Genomic DNA, 19,333 nt, shown 5'->3' with positions numbered 1-19,333 from the left:
GGCGATGTGGGGAGTGATTCCGGCGGCGGGCCTGGGGAGCAGGATCCAGCCGCTCGCGTTCTCGAAGGAGCTGCTCCCGGTGGGGACGCGCAGGGACGGCGACGTGGAGCGGCCGCGCGCGGTCAGCGAGTACCTCATCGACCGGATGATCCTCGCCGGCGCGGACAAGATCTGCATGGTCATCTCGCCGGGCAAGTCGGATATCGTCGAGTATTACGGGGCGAGCGTGGGTCCGGCGCACATCTGTTATGTGGTGCAGCCGGTCGCCGCCGGGCTCTGCGACGCCATCTTCCGGTCGCTGCCCTGGATCCAGCCGGAGGAGGAGGTCCTCGTGGGGCTCCCCGACACGGTCTGGTTCCCCGAGCACGGGCTCCGCTCGCTGGACGGCGGGGGCCTCTCCTTCCTGCTCTTCCCGGTCAAGCACCCGGAGTTCTTCGACGCTGTCGTCACCGATGAGCGGGGCAGGGTGCTCGAGATCCAGGTCAAGCAGCGGGACGCGCGGTCGCAGTGGGTCTGGGGCGCCTTCAAGCTGACGGGGGCGGTGATGCGGGAGCTCCACGACCTCTGGTGCGAGCGTGGGCAGAAGGATCCGTACATCGGGACGCTGGTGAACGAGTACCTCGCGCGCGGCGGCAGCGCGCGCGCGGTGCGGGCCGGCGAGGCGTATGTCGACGTGGGGACGCTGCACGGCTATCGAGAGGCCATGCAGCTCCTCAGCGGCGTGATCTTGTGAGCGGAGGAGCGATGGAGAGGAGCGTACGGAGCATCGATAACGCGTCGAAGTTGACCCGGGAGCAGATCCAGGAGCGCGTGCGCGGCCTCGGGCCGTGGTTCCACAACATCGATCTCGGCGGGGTGAAGACGGCGCCCGACCATTTCCTGGGCGACTACCCCGCGTTCAAATGGAAGGGCTTCGCCCACGCCATCCCGGCGGATCTCACGGGCAAGACGGTCCTCGACATCGGCTGCAACGCGGGCTTCTACTCGCTCGAGATGAAGCGGCGCGGGGCGGCGCGGGTGCTCGGGATCGACAGCGACGACGATTACCTGGCGCAGGCGCGGTTCGCCGCGGAGGTCTCCGGCGCGGACATCGAGTTCCGGAACCTCTCCGTGTACGACGTGGGCAGCCTGGGGGAGCGCTTCGACGTCGTGCTCTTCATGGGCGTGCTGTACCACCTCCGCCACCCGCTCCTGGCGCTCGACTTGCTCCACGAGCACGTGGTCGGGCACACGCTGGTCTTCCAGAGCATGCAGCGCGGCAGCGCCGAGGTGATGCAGCTCGAGCCGGACTATCCGTTCTCCGAGGAGCGGATCTTCGATGAGCAGGGGTATCCCCGGCTGCACTTCGTGGAGGAGAGCTACTCGCGCGACCCGACCAACTGGTGGGTGCCCAACCGGGCCTGCGCGGAGGCGATGCTGCGGAGCGCGGGCTTCGAGATCGTGAACCACCCCGAGCCCGAGGTCTACATCTGCCGCCGCCGCGAGCGGCCCGCGTGGGTTCCGGGCGCGGTCTACCCGGCCAGGCGGGCTCGCGTGGATGGCGTGAACGGCGTGGATGTCGTGAACGGAGAGCAGGCATGATCGAAGCGGTGATGCTCTGGAATGAGCCCAACAACAAGTCGCACTGGGATTTCGAGATCGACCCCGAGTGGACGACGTTCGGATCGATGGTGAAGCTCGCCTCCGACGCGATCCGGAGCGAGCGCCCCGGGCTGCCGCGCGTGCTGGGCGGCATCTCGCCGATCGATCCTGCGTTCATCGCCAACCTGGGCCGTCAGGGCGTGCTCGATCACGTCGATGTGGTCGCGGTGCATGGCTTCCCGCTCGACTGGAACCACTGGCAGATCCACGAGTGGCCCAGCAAGCTCGACGAGATCCGCGCGGTGACGGACAAGCCGGTCTGGATCACGGAGATCGGCGTGTCCACGTTCGGCGCCGAGGAGGTGCAGGAGTTCGGCCTCAAGCGCAGCGCCGAGCTCTTGCGCGGCAAGGTCGACCGGGTCCACTGGTACAGCCTTTACGACCTGCCGCGCGCGTGGCCGGCGACGACGCGGCATCGCGAGGCCGAGGGCTCGTCGTATTACCGGCACTTCTACATGGGGTTGCTCCGCGAGGACGGGACGCCCAAGCGCGCGCTGCGGCTCTTTCCGGAGTGCACCCCTGATTTCGGTCTGTGCCAGTGGTTCCACTTCGAGGATCACCGGCTCGACGACGCGGTGGAGTGGCTGAAGAAGCTCGGGGTGCGCCACCTGCGCACCGGCCTGAGCTGGGCCGACAGCTTCCGCCCCGGCGCGGAGGCCTGGTTCGACCGGCAGATGAAGGTGCTCGAGCCGTTCGATGTGACGCTGACCTACTGCTTCACCCCGGAGCACGCCGGCGTCCGGCCCCACCACACGAGCCCTCCGCAGCGCATCGAGGAGTTCGCGGAGTTCTGTGCCCGCATGACCCGCCGCTATGTGGGTTAGGCTCTGCCGGCGCGCGGGCCAAGCCGCGCGTGCCTGACGGCATCTCGTCCGGGCTGGCCTGTCCGTCTGCCCGGGCTGCACGTGCCCATCTGGCGCGCCGCGGCGTTCATCTGGCGCGCCGCGGTGCCCATCTGGCGCGCCGCGGCGGCGTTTGGTAGCCTGGCTCGGCTGCGCTCTGCGCCCGGATGGCCTGACCTTGCGCACTCCAGGTAGCTCATGTCCCACGTCGCGAGCACTCCGAAGCGAGAGAGACCCGAGGAACACAGCGGCACCCCGGCGGCGCTGGACCGGCGACTCGAGGCCTGCGGCGGGCTCGGGCGATCCGCGGAGGCGCTCTCGTGAACCTCTCCGTGCTGCGCCGCCAGGGCCGCATCCCGCCGGAGCTCGCGTGGCCGCCGTTCACGTGGCTCTCGTCGGATCGGGCGCCGCGCTGCCTCGTCGTGCTCGCCCACCCGGACGACGAGACCATCGGGCTCGGCGCGCGCATCGGCCGGCTCGCGCCGATCGAGGTGGTCCATGTGACCGACGGCGCGCCCCGCGACAGCCGCTTCATGCCGGCCGAGCTCGCCGACGTCGGGCGCGAGCGGTACACAGCGATCCGGCGCGAGGAGGTGACCCGCGCGCTCGCCGTGGGCAACGTGCCCGCGTCGAAGCTGAGGTGCCTCGGCGCTGTCGACCAGGAGGCCATCGAGGAGGCCCCGAGCCTCGCCCGGAAGCTCCTCGATCTGTTCGCCCGCACGCGCCCCGAGGTGGTGATCACGCACCCCTACGAGGGCGGCCACCCCGATCACGACGCGGCGGCGCTCGCGGTCCACTCGGCCGCGGTGCTCGCCCTCTGGAACGGCGTCACCTCGCCGCTGATCTTCGAGGCGGCGTCGTACCACGCCGCGCGGGGCCACCTCGTCACCGGCGAGTTCATCCCGTATCCCAGCGTCCCCGAGATCGCCCTCCGGCTCTCGGACGAGGAGGCCGCGCGCAAGCGCGCCATGCTGGACTGCTTCTCCAGCCAGAAGGAGACGCTCGCCCCGTTCGGCGCGGAGGTCGAGCGGTTCCGGCCGGCGCCCGCCTACGATTTCCGGCGGCCGCCGCACGAGGGCGCGCTCCATTACGAGCGCCTCGGCTTCCCGATCGACGGCGCGCGCTGGCGGAAGCTCGCGATCATGACGCTCACCTTGCTCGGCCTCGGGCGCGAGCGATGTCTCTGACGGTCCTGCACGTCGGCTATCCGCTCGCGCCCGTGGGGCCGGACGCCGTCGGCGGCGCCGAGCAGGTGCTCTCGATGCTGGACGAGGCGCTCTCGCGCGGCGGCCACCGGTCGATCGTCGTCGCGCCGGAGGGCTCCACGTGCGCGGGGACGCTCGTCGCCACGCCGGCGCCGCCGCCGGGCGCGGTGCTCGACGAGGCGGCCAAGGAGCAGGCCTGGCGCCATCACCGGAGCGCCATCGCCCGGGCGCTGGATCTGTATCCGATCGATCTCGTCCACCTGCACGGCGTCGACTTCGATCGTTATCTGCCCGAGCCCGGCGTGCCGGTGCTCGCCACGCTCCACCTGCCGCCGAGCTTCTACGCGCCGGCGGTCTTCCGGCTCGAGCGCCCGAGGACGTTCCTCCATTGCGTCTCCGCGACGCAGCGGCGCGCCTGTCCGCCGGGGGCGCGGCTCCTGCCCGAGGTCCCGAATGGCGTCCGGCTGGAGCACTACCGGCCGCGGCGGCACAAGCGGGGCTTCGCGATCACGCTGGGCCGGATCTGCCCGGAGAAGGGGTATCACGTCGCCGTCGAGGCCTCGGTCCGCGCCGGGTCGCCGTTGATCATCGCCGGGCAGGCGTTCGGTTACGAGGAGCACACGCGGTACCTCCGCGAGGTGCTCTTGCCGATGCTGGGCGGCCCCGGGCCGGTGCGGCGCTTCCTTGGCCCGGTCGGCCTCGCCCGCAAGCGCCGTCTGCTCGCGGCGGCCCGGTGCCTGCTCGTGCCCAGCCTGGTCCAGGAGACGAGCTCGCTCGTCGCCATGGAGGCGCTTGCCTCGGGCACGCCGGTGATCGCGCTCCGCGGCGCGGGCGCGCTGCCGGAGATCGTCGAGCACGGCCGGACGGGGTTCCTGGTGGAAGGCGCGGGGGAGATGGCCGAGGCGATCGCGAGGGTGGACCAGCTCGACCCGGCGGCGTGCCGCCGCGCGGCCGAGGAGCGCTTCTCGGCCGCGAGGACGGCGGCGGCCTACATCGAGACGTACCGGCGCGTCCTGCGCGAGGCGTGAGCGGGCGCCGGGGGCCTCGACCGTGGCCCCGCTGTCCGCTCGTGCGGCTCATTCTGGACCGCTCATTCTGGACTGATCGTTCCAGAATGAGCCGCACGAGCGAGGGGCACGTTCGGCTCATTCTGGACCGCTCATTCTGGAACGATCAGTCCAGAATGAGCCGCACGAGAGAGGGGCCCGTGCGGCGCATCCTGGACCGGTCATTCTGGAACGATCAGTCCAGAATGAGCCGCACGAGCGAGGGGCACGTGAGTCCGGCAGGGCCTCGTGCCACGCGATGAGCAGGGGCTCTCGGCCGGCAACCTGGCAAGACCTCCCGTGCAAGCAGGGACGAACCTGGGCGACGAGGTACGTTAATCCCCGGTGGACACGATGCGCACGTCGCGCCCGTCACGCTCTGGTTCGTCGAGCGGCTGCCACATGTCGCTGGCAAACTCGAAGAAGTCGGGTGGAACCACCATCGAGAAGGTATCTCCCTTCTGCTGGTTGCGCCGCAGCACGCGCTCGCGGCGCACATCGCGGGGCGCGTCCAGCACGTGGATGGTCATGGGATGCCCGCCGGCGTCGACGCGCTCATAGAATCGCTCCCGGTGGTCCCGGCGGATGAGGCCGATCTCGAGCACGACGCTTGTGCCGACCTCGAGCATCCTCTCGGCCAGCCTCCAGATCTGATCGATGCACCGTTCGGTGCGCTCGATGTACCACTCCAGGACGCCCGTACCCGGGCGGTCCGGGGTGAAGAGCGCCGTCATCCACTCGTCCAGGTTGAGCCGCACAGCGCGCTGCTCTCGACAGAGCTGCAGCGCGAACGTCGATTTGCCGGCGCCGACCGGCCCCACGATCAGGTGGATGCGCGCCGTGCCGCGCGACGCCGCGCGCTGCTCGCCGGGCGCGGCGCTGCTCGAAGACGTCCTCTCCTCGTGCATCGTTCTCTCTTTCATCGATCTCTCCTCGGTGTGGGCGCGACGAGTCGAGCCGCGGCCCGCGGATCGGGGCAGGGCGTGATCGCCTCGAGGCCAATCGGTCGTGATCGCGCGACGGGGTTGAGCGCGTGTCGCTCGCCGGTTCCGGGCGAGACGCACCGCACAGCTGCGGCGAAGCGCGCGCAGTGAGCTCGTCGCGAGCGCGGTCAGAAACGAAAACGCCAGCTGGAGGGCTGGCGCTCTCGATGTTGTACCGAGCGGAGCGGGCGGTCGTAAAGCAAAAATCGAGGTGCCGCTCACGCCATGGCGCTGGCGGGCTCTTCGTTTCTGGCGGGCCCCTCGGGACCCTTCGGAGGCCGGCGCAGCTTTTCCGGCCACCGATGTGGACATCCGTTCCTATCGTGCGTACACTCGTACATATGAAGAACGCGGACGACTCACGAACGATGCGCGAGCGGATGCTCGCCGGAGACCTGTACATCGCCGACGACCCCGAGATCGCCGAGCAGAGCGCTGCGGCGCTCGACCTGATGGCGGCCTACAACGCGACGTCGGTGCGGCAGCGCCCGCTTCGCCGTCGGCTGCTGGAGCAGCTGCTCGGCTCGATCGGCGAGGGCACGGAGATCCGCCCGCCGTTCCATGTGGATTACGGCGCGCACATCACCATCGGGGCTCGCTGCTTCGCGAACTTCGGTCTCGTCGCGCTCGACGTCGCGCCGATCACCATCGGCGACGACGTGCAGATCGGGCCGAACGTGCAGCTGCTCACGCCGACCCACCCGGTGGAGCCCGAGCCCCGGCGGCAGAAGTGGGAGGCCGCGAAGCCCATCAAGATCGGGAACAACGTGTGGCTCGGCGGTGGCGCGATCGTCCTGCCGGGGGTGACGATCGGGGACAACACCGTCGTTGGCGCCGGCTCGGTGGTCACGCGCGATCTGCCGGCCAACGTCATCGCGGTCGGCAACCCTGCTCGCGTGATCCGCCGCCTCGACGGCGCCGAGGCAGGGGCCGCCCCGGCGCGTGGGAACGCGTGAGGGTGATGGAGACGCGATGAGCGCTACAAGGGCGAGGCCCGCCCCGCCAGCGCGGCGGGCTCGCCGCCACGACCCGGGGCGCAGGGACCGGCTTGTCGCGACGGCCCTCGACGTGATCGCCGAGCAGGGGGTCGCCGGGGCCTCGCACCGCTCCATCGCCCAGGCCGCCGACGTGCCGCTCGGCTCGACCACGTACCACTTCGCGTCGATCGACGAGCTCCTCGCCGCGGCGTTCACCAGGCACGCGGAGACCGTGGCCGCCTGCTTCGAGGCGCGGATGCGCGCCGCGCCCGACCGCGAGGCCGCGGTCGAATCGCTGGTCGAGCACCTCACCGCCGACCTGCTCGGCTCGCCGCGCGACGTGGTGCTCAGCGTGGAGCTCTACGTCGCCGCCGCCAGGAGGCCCGCGCTGCGGGCCGTCACCCAGGCCTGGATGCTGCGGAGCCGCCGAGCGCTGGAGACGCACTTCGACCCGGTGACGGCCCGGGAGCTCGACGCGCTGGTCGAGGGGCTCGTGCTGCACAGCGCGCTGTCCACGGATCCGATGACTGCAGAGCAGATCCGGCACGCGATCCGCCGCTTCGCGGGCTGAGCTCGCGTCGGCGTCGGACCTATCGACGGGTGGCCTCATGACCCTGGCGATGCTGGATCACGCCATCGGCCGGTGTCCCCATGACCTTGGCGATGGGGTGGACCATTCAGTAATCCAGCGTTGTTGAAATTCCTCAGGTCACACGCTGGGCACACAAGAAGCAGAAAACACGGCTCCCGCCATGTCTTCGTGGTGGTGGCGCTGGGAATCGAACCCTGTGTGAACAGCGGGCGCGCCCGCTGGAACTGGCCGAAATCTCAGGGGGTTCTGCTCGATGGGGCTCCCCGGCGTCGTTCCGCTAAAGTCCGCTGAAATCCGCCGCTGTCCACCGTGTCTGGGCACGATCTTGGGCACGGTCCTGTCCTCCAGCCGGGGTGGCGGCTGGTGCGTCCGCCTTCAGGGGGATCTCCAGCGGCTGCTACGTTCGCCGATACCGGAGCTCGCGCCGGTAACAACAACGGTTTTACCCGTGAAACGTGTCAGTGTGCTCATGACAGCTCCCGAAGGTTTGTTTGTGAGTTCGTTAGGCTTGTTCGGGGGAGTCGGCTCAGCCGGACAGCTTGCCTACCAGGGCGCCGAGCGCCGGCATGCGAGAGCCCCTCGGCCTGCCACCGCCCGGACTCAGGCGCGGGCTGGCAAGGACTCACATGAACAACGCACGAGTCAGGCGGACGGCGTATTCCGCGTCCGGGTTCGTGGTGGTGTTTCCGACCCGCTCCATGATCACCGCGAGCGACAGGTCGCGCCGCTTCGGCAATCGCGCTCTATCTGCCGCAGCAAGCGCGGCGGGCATCTCTTCTCGGGTGAGGTCCGTGCAGTAGCACGGAGCGCCAGGCTGCTGCCGCCACGATTCGTCGAGCGTCCCTGCGTCGAATGCATCGAACCCGGTGTCCTCGACGAGCGCCATTCCCACCTTGCGGTCCCTGTCACTATCGGCCGCAACGGGGATCGCGATGCGGTCAGGGCTCCCCGCAGGCTTTCCCTTCTTCGCGAAAGAATCGGAACCGATCGCGTTCCACGCCTTGACGATAGGGCGGCCCAGCTGTTCGGCTACCCAAAGGCTTTCTACCTGACCGGCTTCGATGGCGTCGATCTTGCCGTCGCGCTGCGGATAGTAGTTCGACGTATCGATGACGACCGTTTCGGCTGGCACGTTGGCGAGCAGCGGCGCAATCCCCGGAATACGGTTCAGGGGGATCGAGATGATCACGACGTCGACGTCCGCCACGGCTTCCGCCGCCGAGACCGCGCGTCCGCCGAAGGCCAGCACGTCAGGCTCAATCGTGTCCGGGCCGCGAGAGTTGGCCGCCTTCACGTCATGTCCGGCCGCGCTCAGCTTTCGGACCAGGGTCTTTCCGATGTGGCCAGTACCCCAAATGCCGATTTTCATGATTGAATCTCCTACGAATTCCTTGAAGGCTTCACTCGCTCGCGGGGTGCGCGAGCGCTTCGAGCGTGCGACGAAGGTCGTCCAAGTCCTGGTCGGTAAGCTGGCAGGCGGTCTTGATCTTCTCGGTGACGCCCCGGACCTCGGCTTCGAGGGCGCGGCCACGGGGTGTCAGGTCGACCAGCACACGGCGTTCGTCGGCGGGGTCGCGTGTCCGCGTGACCAAGCCGGCGACATCGAGCCGCTTGAGCAGCGGCGTGATCGTGCCCGTGTCCATGTCGAGGCGGGCACCGAGTGCGCCGACGGAAAGTGGCGCGCCATCCAGCAACTCCAGGATCGCGAGATACTGGGGGAAGGTCAGACCCAACGGCTCGAGAAACGGCTTGTGCAGGCGAACCATCCGGTTCGCCGCGGCATAAAGCGCGAAGGAAAGCTGTGTGCCGACGCGTTGCCGTTCCGAAGTCATCGTTCCCTAGCTCACCAGTATCTAGCGCGCTAGATATTGGGACGTGCGTGGTAGCTTGTCAAGCCCACATGCTGCCCACGGCACCCGGCCAGCGGCCGAGGTGTTGCCCTCGGCCATCAGCCGGCGGGCCACCTTCGCGCCGAGCGGCCCGCCGTCCTCGCCCACGAACACCGGCGCGGCGTCGTCGACCGGGGCGCCCTCCCGAGTCTCCGCGAGGCAGCGCCGCGTCGGGCGGGGGAGGCGTGAATCGCCCCCCCAGGCCTCGCCGCCGGCCGGTGAGGGAGAGCGGGGCGGAGCGCCCGGGGCTGGCCACCTCGTCCCCCCAGGCGTCCACCCGGCGCTTCGAACCGGGGTCATCCGTAGGCTGAGGGAGGCGAAAAGCCGCAGCAGCGCGCAGATCGCCACGGGTTGCCGCTCGCAGTCGGCCTTTAACATCCACGGCCCGAGACGGCATCCGGTTCAAGTTTGGGGTGGGGGGAGACGACTGCAGCGCAACCAGGGGCTCCCGCACTCCACGCGCCCCGTAGCCCACCTGTGGCCAACGCGCACGTGCCCTGACGTCGTCTTTTGTCCCCTCCCGTCCACCTGCCGCCCCCTTTCCCCATGTCGCGTAAACTGTTGGAACAACACGGCTCCTGAGCGCGCAGGCCTCCAGGAGCGGTCGAGCGGCTGCTCCGTCCCTTATCGCCGAGAGCCGTCTTGTCGAGACCGCTCACCGTGCTCTGGCGTCAGGCCGCAAGGAGTGTTCCTCCACGGCTCTTGTGAACTTGAATCGTCCTGGCAAGTGAGCACAGCTCGTCCTCAGGAGCGCACGTCAAGCGCGCGACGTCCTGCACCTCGCCTGCTTCCCGCTCCGCTCTGTCGCGCCCTGGAGCGCCGTCGCGCCCCTCAGCCCGGCTGTTTGGTGTACGCTCCGACCTCAGCGAGACGCACACCCATGGACGCACACCCATGACCGCGAGCGATCGACGCGCACCCCGGCCGAGCGCCGGCGAGGGCATCACCGTCCTCCTCCACGCCGCCCAGGAGGGCCAGAAAGACGCCGCGGACGCCCTCCTCCACGCCGTCTACGCCGAGCTCAAGGTCATCGCCCTGGCCCGCGTCCGCCACCTTCGCGCCGGGCAGACGCTCGGCCCCACCGCCCTCGTCCACGAGGCCTACGAGAAGCTCTTCCGGGACGGCGAGGCCCGCTTCCAGAGCCGCGCCCACTTCTTCGGCGCCGCCTCCCAGGCCATGCGCGACCTGCTCGTCGACCACGCGCGCCACAAGGCCGCCAGGAAGCGCGGCGGCGACCAGGTGCGCGCCCCGGAGGACGCCATCGACGCGCTGCCCCTCGCGGTCGACCTCCCCTTCGAGGACCTCCTCGCCCTCGACGAGGCCCTGCGCAAGCTGAGCCAGGAGCACCCGCGCAAGGCCGAGATCGTGATGCTGCGCTACTTCGCCGGCCTCACCGAGGAAGAGATCGCCGAGCTCTCCGGCGTGACGACGCGCACGGTCGAGCGCGAGTGGCGGTTCGCGAAGGCGTGGCTCTACCGCGCGCTGCATGGCGGAGATGAGCCCGCCCCTTGATCCAGGCGAGGTAGAGGCCCTCTTCGAGGCGGCGATCGAGCAGCAGAGCCACGACGAGCGCCGCGCGTTCCTGGAGGCCCGGTGCGCGGGCCGCCCGGAGCTCTTCGACGAGGTGTGGAGCCTGCTCCGGTGCGACGGCGCGCAGCCGGAAGGGTTCCTGAAGGGCGCCGCCGTCGCCCTCGCCCCGCCCGACGAGCCGCTGAGCCCCGGCGCGCGCGTCGGGCGGTTCACGGTGCTCGACAGGGTCGGCCAGGGCGGCATGGGCATCGTCTACGCGGCGTACGACGCGGAGCTCGACCGCCGCGTCGCCCTGAAGCTCATCGCGCCGGGCAGGTTCGACCCGGAAGGCCGGTCCCGCCTCGTGCGCGAGGCCCAGGTGATGGCCAGGCTCTCGCACCCGCACGTCGTCCCCATCTACGAGATCGGCGAGCACGGGCGGGACGTGTTCGTCGCGATGGAGTTCGTCGACGGCCGGACGCTCCGCGACCTGGCCCGCGAGCAGCCCCGCGCGTGGGAGGCCGTGCTCGCCGCAGGGATCGAGGCGGGCCGCGGCCTCGCGGCGGCGCATCGAGAGGGGCTCGTCCACCGCGACGTCAAGCCGGACAACATCCTGATCGGCAAGGACGGCCGCGCGCGCATCGCCGACTTCGGCCTCGCGCGCCTCCAGCACGAGGAGGACTGGCTCCCCGACGCCAGCCCGAGCGCCGGTGTCTCCAGGAGCGGCTCCATCCATGCGCCCCTCACGGCAGGCAGCTTGTTCATGGGAACGCCGGCCTACATGGCCCCGGAGCAGGCCGAGCGGCAGCCGGCGACGCCGAAGAGCGATCAATGGAGCTTCTGCGCGACGCTCCACGAGGCGCTCCATGGCGAGCTGCCGTTCGAGGGCGAGGACCTCCACGCGCGGCTCGAGAGGGCGCGGCGAGATCTCCTGAGGCCGGCGCCGCCCGGGTCGAAGGTGCCTGCGTGGGTGCGCGACGCGCTCGCGCGGGGGCTCCGCGCTCGCCCCGAGGAGCGCTGGCCGAGGCTCGATGAGCTGCTGGACGTCCTCGCCGACCGGCTCGCGAAGAGCTCCGACATCGATCTCACCGTGTCCAGGCGCGAGCGGATCCGCTTCGGCCTCGCGATCGGCGCCCTCGGCGTCGTGATGGCGACGGTCGGCGTGGGTCGCTTCGTTCCTGTGCACCACCCCGTGCACCTCCTCGCGATGGGCTGCGTCACGGCGCTCGCGGGGCTCTCGCTGCTCTGGGCGTTTCGCCGCCCGCTCTCCAGGAACGCGGTGAACCGGCGGATTGGCCATGTGGTGAAGGTGCTTTTCGGCGCGATGGTGCTGCACCGCGCGCTCGCCGTGGTCACGGGCGAGCCCGTGGAGCGCGCGCTCGCGACCAACCTGCTCCTGTTCGCGGCCATCCACGCGACCGCCGCGCCGGGCCTGCCGAAGGCGAGCTGGCTGTCGGCCGCGCTCTGCGCGGCGGGCGCTGTGGCCGCCGCGGTGCTCCCCGAGCACGCCGGCGCGATCTACGTCGCCGGCGTGCTGGGCTCCCTCGCGAACGCGATCGTCGCGTGGCACCTCGCCAGCGCCGCGCCGCCGGCGAGGAAGGACGGGCGGTGAACCGCCGCGATCCGGCGCTCTCCGCGCGGCGACGCCGGCGCCAGGGGCTCCGCCGCCCGAGGCATCCCCTCAAATTCTTCAGAAGATTCACAGGGAGGCGAGGAGACGGGGAGCGAAACCTTCAAAATACTCCCTGTCTCCCCGCCTCCCTGTTCAAATTCCCCGCTGGAAGGGCTGCAAACTGAGGGGATTCCTCAGCCCCGCCGCTACTCGGTCACGATGCTGATGGGGTTGAAGTAGACCCTCACGCCCGTCTCCGTCCCCGCCTCGTTGCCCTTCGTGTCACCTACGTAATCGAGCTTGTTGACGAGGCTGTCCGGCGCGAACGAGAAGATGTCGTGGGCGTGGTCCGTGTCCGTGTACGTGTGGTTGAAGGAGATCGGGCCATCCACGCTCACGATCGGGCTGCTCGAGGTGTAGAGGCGGTACCAGGCGGTGCCGGCAGCGTGCGTCCAGTTGCTCTTGGTCTCCAGGGCGTCCATGTAGACCGCGGCCCAGAGCTCGTTGCCATTGAAGACATTCAGCTCGACCTGGAGCGACACGCTCGGACCGTGGCCGTCGAACTCCGCGTCTCCACCGACGCGCGGCGGGACGTAGAACCCCGTGGAGAGGCCTACGAGCGTGCTCGTCGACAAGAGCGCGCCGTCGTCGAGCTCCGCCGTCGAGAGCGCCGCGCCGTCCTCGGTAGCCAGGTCGGCGGCGGCGCTCCCGAGCTCCGCGCCGTCCGGGGCCGGGGCGTCCTCCGCGAAGGAATCGGCCTGCGGATCGGCGGTGGTAGCCATGCAGCCGGGGGCGGCGACGAGCAGGGCGAGGGCGAGGGGCGAGAAGCTACGGAAGAGGGCGATGTGGTTCATGATGGCTCCCAGGGTCTTCGTTCAGGGGTTGAGCGCGGCGAGCCGTCCCGGGGTGGCCTCCACCCCGCTGTTTCGCTCGCCTCACCCCGTCATCCGGAAGCCGGGAGGAAAACCCGACAGGGGGTCGATCGATTTTTTTCGGGAGGCGCCCGCGGCTCGGATCCAGGGCGGGCTCTCCGCCGCCTCAGGGAGCGGCGAGCGCGGTGAGCTCGGCGCTGACGTTCCAGAGGCGCCGGGCGGCCGCTTCATCGTAGGAGGCCGGCGACGACGGGGCGATCTGCCGCGATGAAGCAGGAGCGGCGTAGGGCGCCGAGCTGCTCCCGCCGGACGCACGGCCGGCGGCCCGACGCCCGGCAGGTCGCCGGCTAGTACAGCGAGTCAGAAATCCCGCCAGAGAAACCGATCGATGACGAGCGGTCGCCGAAAACAGTAGCAATTTTGATAGCTTCCGCCTGTTTCGCCGCCGAGGGCGACTCCGGTGTGGCCCAACGGGGCACCCTCCGCCATTGCGCCGCCGGCGGTGAAGGGCCCGCGGCGTCACCGATCGGGGTCGGCGCCTGGCCCGGCGGCGCAGCGCCGAGGGATTCTCCTTCGCTCGCCGCCCCGTTTCCGGGCGCTTCAATGCGCTGCCGCCTGTTTCGGGATCGTGCCTGCGTCCCCGCGCTCTGCCGGCCCAACGACTGGCGTTAAGCTGCGTGGTCCCGAGCGCAGCGAGGGGCGGCGCCTGGGGCAGACGCTTCCCTGGTTCCAGGACGGAGGAGGGTGCGCCGGGGCGCTGGCGCAGGTCGGGCTCGGCGACTGGGGTCCCGGGCGCCGACGTGCAAGGTGCAACGAGGCATCCGCGTTCCTGCCTGGACTCACCAAGGGGAGAGAGATGCTTGAACGGACGATCTGCATCATTCCTGCCGCGTTGCTCACCGGATGCGGCGCCGCGTCCCCCGGTGCGGAGGTGAACGGCGCGGAGGCGAATGAACCGCCCGGAGGGCTCGAGGAGCGGTATATCTACGACGGCGAGGTGGCCATAGAGCCCGTCGCGCTGGATGTGATGATCGATCGGCTGCTCCGGATCGGTTGCGTGCGCGCGCCGGCAGCGAACAGCTGGTGCCCGGTCAGCGTCGCAGATTTCTGCCCCTCACCTCGTGACGCCTGGGGCGAGCGCGGGCGGCGGGGGCACGTGCCGGTCAGCACCTGCCGGTCGAGAATCGGCGCTCCGGTCCGTCCTATCCCTCTGGCTCACGTCGCGGGAGATAGCGTGTCTGCCGGTGTGACCTCCTCATGAAGGTCGAAAGTACCTGCAGAATTCTGCCTGTGACACACACCGCCTTGCCCGCGCTGTCGCAGGAGGCTCCGCCCGAGGCACAACACTCGGGCTCGGGACCTGTCCCTGTGTGAACCGGTGCATTTTCTTGAGCCACGCTGGGCTTCGCGGGCGACTGCTTGCTGTCCCGCTGCCCACTGGCGGAGGGCTCTGCGATTAGCCAGAGGAACGATAGTCATGGGCCGGAAGCCCTCGAAACGTGCGACATCGGACTACGGACTCAGCAGAGAGACAAAGTCCAGAAATGGAGAGCCAATGAACAGGTTAACGCTCTTGAACGCGGTTTCTCTTATGTTGGCATTCACCGTTTTTGCGCCTGTAGCCATGGCGCAAGAGCCGGGCGAGGTCGACGTGGAGTCGGTGACGCTGGGGCCGGGTGGCTCGGTGATTGTCACCGGTACCATTCAATGCACGGAGGGGGATACCTATCTCGTAGACATAACGGTCAGGCAGAGGACGAGCGGCAACTTGTTCAACACGGCCGGTGGGCAAGATTCGGGTCAGTGTACGACCACTGGACCGCAAGCTGTCACGATAACCACTTTCGGCCAGAGACCTTTCCACAGAGGACCAGCTTCGGTGAGCACGTTTGGCGAAAACTGTCCTCCAGAGGGGTTCCCTTGTGACAGGCATCAAGCCGTCGAGGCTGTCACAATCCGTTAAGAAGAAACTTCGGCATCCGAGTTCACGGGCCAAGAGGATAGCCCGCGCAAAGCCATTCAGACCTGTCCAAACGCCGTCACGCACGACCCCGCAGCGCACCGTGTCCTGCATCGACGGCTCCTCGGGCGGAGCTCGCCACCCGGGCCTGCTCGAGAGCGTTCCGCCTGACGCGCGGCATGCCGGGTCGTCGTCTACATGTCGGCCCCGATCGGCGGGGCCTCGCTCCAGGTAGGGTCTCGCCCTCGCTGCTTGCCGGCATCACTTTCCGGATGCCTCCAGGGCGCTTCGGCACGCAACCACCGGCGCATCCCCGGCGCGGGCCGGTGGTCGTCGCGTGAAGAGAGATGGCGGCGCGTGTGCTGGGACGACCGCGCCGGCGCTCGCCGCGCCGGGGCGTGCCGTCTGGGAGCGCTTGGTACTAGTACATCAGGGTGCCCTGGCCGAGCTGGAAGTTGATGTTCGCGCCGAACTGGTCTCGCGCGCTCGTCACACGCGAGATAGCGTTCGAGATCCGGTTCTGGCGCTGCGACCAGGTGGAGGCCGTGAGGCCCGCCGCGATCTCGCCCTTCGCCAGCTGCAGGTGACCCTGGGAGATCGGGTGCAGCTGGACGGAGGGATCGGGCAGGGTGGTGAGGACCTCCAGCGCGTCGTCGATCTCGACCTCCGCGAGCTCCATCAGACGGAGCTGGACGTCCGCCCGGGTGTCGTGGAACTGGTTGACGAGCGTCTGCGACGCCAGGAGGCGCTGCTTCGCGATGTCGAGGTTGAACGCGGCATTGAGGACGCGGAGGAACCGCCCCATCTTCGTGATATCGTCGCCCGTGAAGGCGATCGGGGTGCCGAACCGCGCCTCCAGCTCCTGGCCCGCCGGCGAGACGGGGAAGAAGACCGGGAAGGTGTAAAAGGACATCGCGCCCTCGATGTCGAGCCCGAAGGCGTTGTGGTGGAAGAACGGCGGCGTATCCACGGACTCGATGAGCGACGGCGTGTTGAACGTGCCGTCGCCGTACCCGTTGGGGAATCCGAGGCCGAGGACGTCGATGTTGGGCGCGGCCAGGCCCTTCCCGCCGAACCCGCCGTCGAACACCCCGAGGGTGTTGGACACGGTGGCCCCTCGGGTCCCCGTGTCCAGGTTGCGGTTCAAGCCGGAATCCTGGTGTCTCGCGCCCGCGTTTTCATGGCACACGTTGCAACGGCCCCGCTGCGGATCGAGGAACGCCTGCCGCCCGTCGTTCGCCAGGGGGTCGAAGAGGTTCACCTGCTGGAGATCGAGCTCGTTGGTCCGGCCGACGCTCATCTGGAAGGCCAGCGTGAGATCGAGCTCCTCCTCGGTCGGCAGCCGGAACGACACGCCCGGCTGGCGGCTGAGATCCTTCGGGAAGTGCTGGTTGATCGCGCCGGTGAGGAACGAGCGGAGCGAGCCGTCGCCGGGCGCTCCGTCGCCCGACCAGCCGGTGCGGTGGACCGGCGGGACCGCCGTCCCATCCGCCGGGTCGGGGTCGATGGTGGCCGCCATGGAGAAGATATGGGAGACCGCCCGCACCGTGAACTTGTTGTCGAGGTCCTCGAACCCGTCGACGTTCTCGCGGATGACCCCCAGCGTCCTCAGCTCGTCGGTCTCGAGCTCCGCCAGGTTGGGGTCGTATTCGGCGACGAACAGCGGATCGAGCGGGTCGTCCTCGCCGAGCGCGGTGATGAAGGGGACGTCGATCGTGTAGTTGTTCTCGACCGGGTGGCAGCTGCCGCACTTGCGGCCGTTTCCGTCGAAGGTCTCGCGGAAGAAGATGTCGGCCCCCGCGCAGACCTCGGCGGACACGAGCCCGGCGATCACGCGAGGGTCCTGGTTGCAAGCGGCGAGCCGCTCCTGCGCGGTGAGCGCGCTCGACGCGGCTGAAGCGCTCTCGGAGCCGCCCTCGGGCTCGGGAGGGGCGCAGGAGGTCATCAACGCAATCGCGATCGCCGAGCCGAGGATCGAGAACCCGGGTTTTGGAAATGACATATCCATCTCTCTCTCTGTTGCCGTTGTCCTGTTCATGTCGCCGTGCACTGCTCTGGGAGCCGCGCCGGACGCGCGCGGGAGCGCACGTGCGCCCGCCGCCCATCGCCCGTCGCCCGTCGCCGCGTGCGCCCCCTCCGCTCATCGCCGCGCGCTGCCGAGCGCACGGCCTCGTGCCGCGGAGCCAGCGCGCGCCGCCGGTCGCGCGTGGCGCAGGGCGCGCCCGTCAACGTCTCATCGAGGTCTGGAGCAGGGTTTTGACGACTCGAAAGCATTGACAGAATGGGTTTCGTGACGACGTGACGACTCGAGCATGCGATGGGGCTGCACCCCTGGCGTGCTGCCGCGACGGCTCGCGCTGGCGTCGCCGCGGCGGTGACGCGCGCGGCGCGCAGCCTTCGTCCTGGGAGCTCCTGCCTTCGCCACCGCGCGCCACGTGCGTCAGTCGTGTTCCCTCGGCCATGTGCGACGGTGGATGACGATGGTTCCCACGACGAGCAGCGGCGCCCCGCGCGGGCCTGTCTACCGCAGAGCTCGTATGCTCCGCATTCATGGCTCACCGGAGGCGTGATTCCAATGAATTGGCGTCATGAATCCCATGCAATAGATTCATCGCGCCATGAGCGACCCGGAACCTGCAGGAAGGGGAAGACGCCCACCGCGGCCGCATACCCGGCGAGCGAGAGGACCAGCGTGGTCTTCGCCGAGAACCGGCGGATGAGCGCGCCCCTCGGCAGCAAGAACCCGACGCTGCCGAGCGCGAAGCGCGAGGCGAGCGGCCCGATGGCCATTCTTCTACGCGATCCGGCCCTCCTGGGAAAACGACGTGATATCGATGATTTATCTATGCATCGACGGGGCCGCCTCAACGAAGCAGCCTGCGGGGCTAACCCGGCCTCCGTCAACCCCGGCGTCGTTCACCGCTGGCGATGGTGGGTGGATGCAATGTCCGGCATGGTCACCCAGGTGCGCCCGCCACGGCAAGATGGGATGGACGCGTGCTATCGGGCCTTGCTACGCTGCGATCCGGGCATGGTGTAACGAATCGTCACGTGGGAGACGCCAACGCATGAATACGCCACTGTCGCCACCTGGAGCGGAGCGGACTGACGGATCATCCGTCCGGATCGGCGCTCTCGTTCCGCTGACTCGGCCCGGCTGGGTCGAGGCAGGCCGGCACTTGCTCGCTGGGCTCGAGCTGGCCGTTCGCGAAGTCAATGACGCCGGCGGGATCGTCGGAAGACCACTCGAGCTGGTGGTTCGAGACACCGCGGCTGATCCACAGAGGGCCGCGGCGGCCGTCGATGAACTGGCTCGCCTGGGCGTGGCCGCCTTGGCGGGGGAGTATCACAGCGTCGCCGCTCGCGCCGCTGCCGCCAGGGCCGACGCCCTCGGCCTGCCGTTCCTCTGCTCGTCAGCGGTTCTCGACGCGCTCACCGAACGGCCGACGGAATGGGTCGCGCGCCTCGCCCCGGCGCAGTCCCACGGCTGGCGGATCTACGCGAGCTTCCTCCTCGGCGCGGGCCACAGGCGCATCGCCGTAGCAGCCGATTCGAGCGTCTACTGGGCGTCTGGGGCCCGCATTCTGCGGGACTACCTCGCTCCACGCGGCGGCGCCGTCATCGAGCTCGACATGCGCGCGCTCGCCCCCGCGGCCGTGTGCGACGAGCTCGTCGACAATCGCGCGACAGCCCTCCTTCTTCTGGTCGGCTACCCGGAGCCGGCGGTGTCGATCGTCAAGTCTGTCCGCCGCGACCAGCGCCTCGCCGAGATCATGATTGGTGCTCCGGCCGGGCAACCGGAGTTCACCGAATGGGCGACGTTGCTGGGCGGCGACAGCGCCGCGATCCCGTTCTTGCGCTACCTGCCCGAGCGCCTCGGCCCACTCGGTGCCCGAGTCGAGACGGCCCTGCGCGAGCGGCTGGCCGAAGCGCCCTCCTTCGTCGCCTTCGAGGGCTACGACACGGTCGCCGTCCTCACCGATGTGCTGCGTTCTCACGGCGCGGACCGGGCGCGCACTGCCGAGTCATGGGCCCGCGTCGCAGTCGAAGGCACCCGCGGACGGATCCAGTTCTCCCGCACGCCAGGCATCAGCGCTTGGCAATGGGCTTGGCCGCCAGTCCAGGTCGTTGATCGAGATCCGGCGGAACCCGATCGCTTTCGGATCCTCCACGCCGGGTGAGAGAGCACGGAGGTCCGACCGCCC

At 69.5% G+C, this 19,333-nt stretch carries 17 protein-coding genes; 12 read left to right on the top strand and 5 right to left on the bottom strand.

Features of this window, described 5'->3' with window-relative positions; genetic code table 11:
• Positions 1 to 4: 4 nt before the first annotated feature.
• The 5 genes from WME89_RS41845 to WME89_RS41825 all read left to right on the top strand — a co-directional run bounded on the left by WME89_RS41845 (position 5) and on the right by WME89_RS41825 (position 4,716).
• The gene (locus WME89_RS41845; protein WP_438012040.1) at positions 5 to 733 is read left to right on the top strand and encodes a sugar phosphate nucleotidyltransferase; all 729 of its coding nucleotides are present in this window, start codon (positions 5 to 7) and stop codon (positions 731 to 733) included.
• 11 nt (positions 734 to 744) lie between these two features.
• The gene (locus WME89_RS41840; protein ID WP_438005174.1) at positions 745 to 1,581 is read left to right on the top strand and encodes a TIGR04290 family methyltransferase; all 837 of its coding nucleotides are present in this window, start codon (positions 745 to 747) and stop codon (positions 1,579 to 1,581) included.
• Complete coding sequence (locus tag WME89_RS41835; protein ID WP_437658969.1) at positions 1,578 to 2,465, top strand: glycosyl hydrolase; 888 nt, start codon at positions 1,578 to 1,580, stop codon at positions 2,463 to 2,465. The genes WME89_RS41840 and WME89_RS41835 overlap by 4 nt, the downstream gene beginning before the upstream one ends.
• Positions 2,466 to 2,803: 338 nt before the next feature.
• Positions 2,804 to 3,670, top strand: coding sequence for a PIG-L deacetylase family protein (locus WME89_RS41830; protein ID WP_438005173.1), 867 nt, complete (start codon positions 2,804 to 2,806; stop codon positions 3,668 to 3,670).
• The gene (locus WME89_RS41825) at positions 3,661 to 4,716 is read left to right on the top strand and encodes a glycosyltransferase family 4 protein (protein WP_438005172.1); all 1,056 of its coding nucleotides are present in this window, start codon (positions 3,661 to 3,663) and stop codon (positions 4,714 to 4,716) included. Before WME89_RS41830 ends, WME89_RS41825 begins: the two co-directional genes overlap by 10 nt.
• Positions 4,717 to 5,069: 353 nt before the next feature.
• Here WME89_RS41825 and WME89_RS41820 read toward each other — a convergent pair whose 3' ends face one another.
• On the bottom strand, positions 5,070 to 5,657 hold the full coding sequence (locus tag WME89_RS41820; RefSeq protein ID WP_438005171.1) for an AAA family ATPase: 588 nt from the start codon (positions 5,655 to 5,657) through the stop codon (positions 5,070 to 5,072).
• A 401-nt stretch (positions 5,658 to 6,058) separates the two neighbouring features.
• Between WME89_RS41820 and WME89_RS41815 the strand changes: the two genes are divergently transcribed.
• Both WME89_RS41815 and WME89_RS41810 read left to right on the top strand, forming a co-directional pair.
• On the top strand, positions 6,059 to 6,673 hold the full coding sequence (locus WME89_RS41815; protein ID WP_438005170.1) for a sugar O-acetyltransferase: 615 nt from the start codon (positions 6,059 to 6,061) through the stop codon (positions 6,671 to 6,673).
• A gap of 16 nt (positions 6,674 to 6,689) precedes the next feature.
• On the top strand, positions 6,690 to 7,265 hold the full coding sequence (locus WME89_RS41810; RefSeq protein WP_438005169.1) for a TetR/AcrR family transcriptional regulator: 576 nt from the start codon (positions 6,690 to 6,692) through the stop codon (positions 7,263 to 7,265).
• 643 nt (positions 7,266 to 7,908) lie between these two features.
• On the opposite strand, the gene WME89_RS41805 is transcribed toward WME89_RS41810, so the two are convergent.
• Both WME89_RS41805 and WME89_RS41800 read right to left on the bottom strand, forming a co-directional pair.
• Positions 7,909 to 8,655: an NADPH-dependent F420 reductase gene (locus tag WME89_RS41805; RefSeq protein WP_438005168.1), complete on the bottom strand. Its 747-nt coding sequence runs from the start codon at positions 8,653 to 8,655 to the stop codon at positions 7,909 to 7,911.
• 31 nt (positions 8,656 to 8,686) lie between these two features.
• Positions 8,687 to 9,118, bottom strand: a complete 432-nt coding sequence (locus WME89_RS41800; RefSeq protein ID WP_438005167.1) for a MarR family winged helix-turn-helix transcriptional regulator — start codon at positions 9,116 to 9,118, stop codon at positions 8,687 to 8,689.
• Positions 9,119 to 10,069: 951 nt separating this feature from the next.
• Here WME89_RS41800 and WME89_RS41795 point away from each other — a divergent pair.
• Positions 10,070 to 10,687, top strand: a complete 618-nt coding sequence (locus WME89_RS41795; protein WP_438005166.1) for an ECF-type sigma factor — start codon at positions 10,070 to 10,072, stop codon at positions 10,685 to 10,687.
• Entirely contained in the window at positions 10,671 to 12,296 is a 1,626-nt protein-coding gene (locus WME89_RS41790) for a serine/threonine-protein kinase (RefSeq protein ID WP_438005165.1), read from the top strand. The genes WME89_RS41795 and WME89_RS41790 overlap by 17 nt, the downstream gene beginning before the upstream one ends.
• Before the next feature lie 206 nt (positions 12,297 to 12,502).
• Here the strand turns inward: WME89_RS41790 and WME89_RS41785 are convergent, their stop codons facing one another.
• The gene (locus WME89_RS41785) at positions 12,503 to 13,150 is read right to left on the bottom strand and encodes a hypothetical protein (RefSeq protein WP_438005164.1); all 648 of its coding nucleotides are present in this window, start codon (positions 13,148 to 13,150) and stop codon (positions 12,503 to 12,505) included.
• 874 nt (positions 13,151 to 14,024) lie between these two features.
• On the opposite strand from WME89_RS41785, the gene WME89_RS41780 reads away from it, so the two are divergent.
• Positions 14,025 to 14,429 carry a hypothetical protein gene (locus WME89_RS41780; RefSeq protein WP_438005163.1) on the top strand — a complete coding sequence of 135 codons (405 nt, stop codon included), beginning with the start codon at positions 14,025 to 14,027 and terminating at the stop codon, positions 14,427 to 14,429.
• Between the two features lie 1,120 nt (positions 14,430 to 15,549).
• On the opposite strand, the gene WME89_RS41775 is transcribed toward WME89_RS41780, so the two are convergent.
• Entirely contained in the window at positions 15,550 to 17,130 is a 1,581-nt protein-coding gene (locus WME89_RS41775; protein WP_438005162.1) for a hypothetical protein, read from the bottom strand.
• 690 nt (positions 17,131 to 17,820) lie between these two features.
• Between WME89_RS41775 and WME89_RS41770 the strand changes: the two genes are divergently transcribed.
• Entirely contained in the window at positions 17,821 to 18,168 is a 348-nt protein-coding gene (locus tag WME89_RS41770) for a hypothetical protein (RefSeq protein WP_438005161.1), read from the top strand.
• 28 nt (positions 18,169 to 18,196) lie between these two features.
• Entirely contained in the window at positions 18,197 to 19,309 is a 1,113-nt protein-coding gene (locus WME89_RS41765; protein ID WP_438005160.1) for an ABC transporter substrate-binding protein, read from the top strand.
• Positions 19,310 to 19,333: the final 24 nt, after the last annotated feature.

Origin of the sequence: Sorangium sp. So ce321, from assembly GCF_051530195.1 — a bacterium.
Classification (GTDB): domain Bacteria; phylum Myxococcota_A; class Polyangia; order Polyangiales; family Polyangiaceae; genus Sorangium.
Note: the sequence above shows the minus strand (reverse complement) of the source record. Positions and strands in the feature narration are given on the sequence as shown.

Excerpts from the sequence above, each read along its gene's own strand:
- WME89_RS41825 (WP_438005172.1), top strand. The coding sequence starts at position 3,661 with ATGTCTCTGACGGTCCTGCACGTCGGCTATCCGCTCGCGCCCGTGGGG.
- WME89_RS41845 (WP_438012040.1), top strand. The coding sequence starts at position 5 with ATGTGGGGAGTGATTCCGGCGGCGGGCCTGGGGAGCAGGATCCAGCCG.
- WME89_RS41810 (WP_438005169.1), top strand. The coding sequence starts at position 6,690 with ATGAGCGCTACAAGGGCGAGGCCCGCCCCGCCAGCGCGGCGGGCTCGC.
- WME89_RS41835 (WP_437658969.1), top strand. The coding sequence starts at position 1,578 with ATGATCGAAGCGGTGATGCTCTGGAATGAGCCCAACAACAAGTCGCAC.
- WME89_RS41795 (WP_438005166.1), top strand. The coding sequence starts at position 10,070 with ATGACCGCGAGCGATCGACGCGCACCCCGGCCGAGCGCCGGCGAGGGC.
- WME89_RS41820 (WP_438005171.1), bottom strand. The coding sequence starts at position 5,657 with ATGAAAGAGAGAACGATGCACGAGGAGAGGACGTCTTCGAGCAGCGCC.
- WME89_RS41785 (WP_438005164.1), bottom strand. The coding sequence starts at position 13,150 with ATGAACCACATCGCCCTCTTCCGTAGCTTCTCGCCCCTCGCCCTCGCC.
- WME89_RS41800 (WP_438005167.1), bottom strand. The coding sequence starts at position 9,118 with ATGACTTCGGAACGGCAACGCGTCGGCACACAGCTTTCCTTCGCGCTT.
- WME89_RS41805 (WP_438005168.1), bottom strand. The coding sequence starts at position 8,655 with ATGAAAATCGGCATTTGGGGTACTGGCCACATCGGAAAGACCCTGGTC.
- WME89_RS41765 (WP_438005160.1), top strand. The coding sequence starts at position 18,197 with ATGAATACGCCACTGTCGCCACCTGGAGCGGAGCGGACTGACGGATCA.
- WME89_RS41815 (WP_438005170.1), top strand. The coding sequence starts at position 6,059 with ATGAAGAACGCGGACGACTCACGAACGATGCGCGAGCGGATGCTCGCC.
- WME89_RS41790 (WP_438005165.1), top strand. The coding sequence starts at position 10,671 with ATGAGCCCGCCCCTTGATCCAGGCGAGGTAGAGGCCCTCTTCGAGGCG.
- WME89_RS41780 (WP_438005163.1), top strand. The coding sequence starts at position 14,025 with ATGCTTGAACGGACGATCTGCATCATTCCTGCCGCGTTGCTCACCGGA.
- WME89_RS41775 (WP_438005162.1), bottom strand. The coding sequence starts at position 17,130 with ATGTCATTTCCAAAACCCGGGTTCTCGATCCTCGGCTCGGCGATCGCG.
- WME89_RS41840 (WP_438005174.1), top strand. The coding sequence starts at position 745 with ATGGAGAGGAGCGTACGGAGCATCGATAACGCGTCGAAGTTGACCCGG.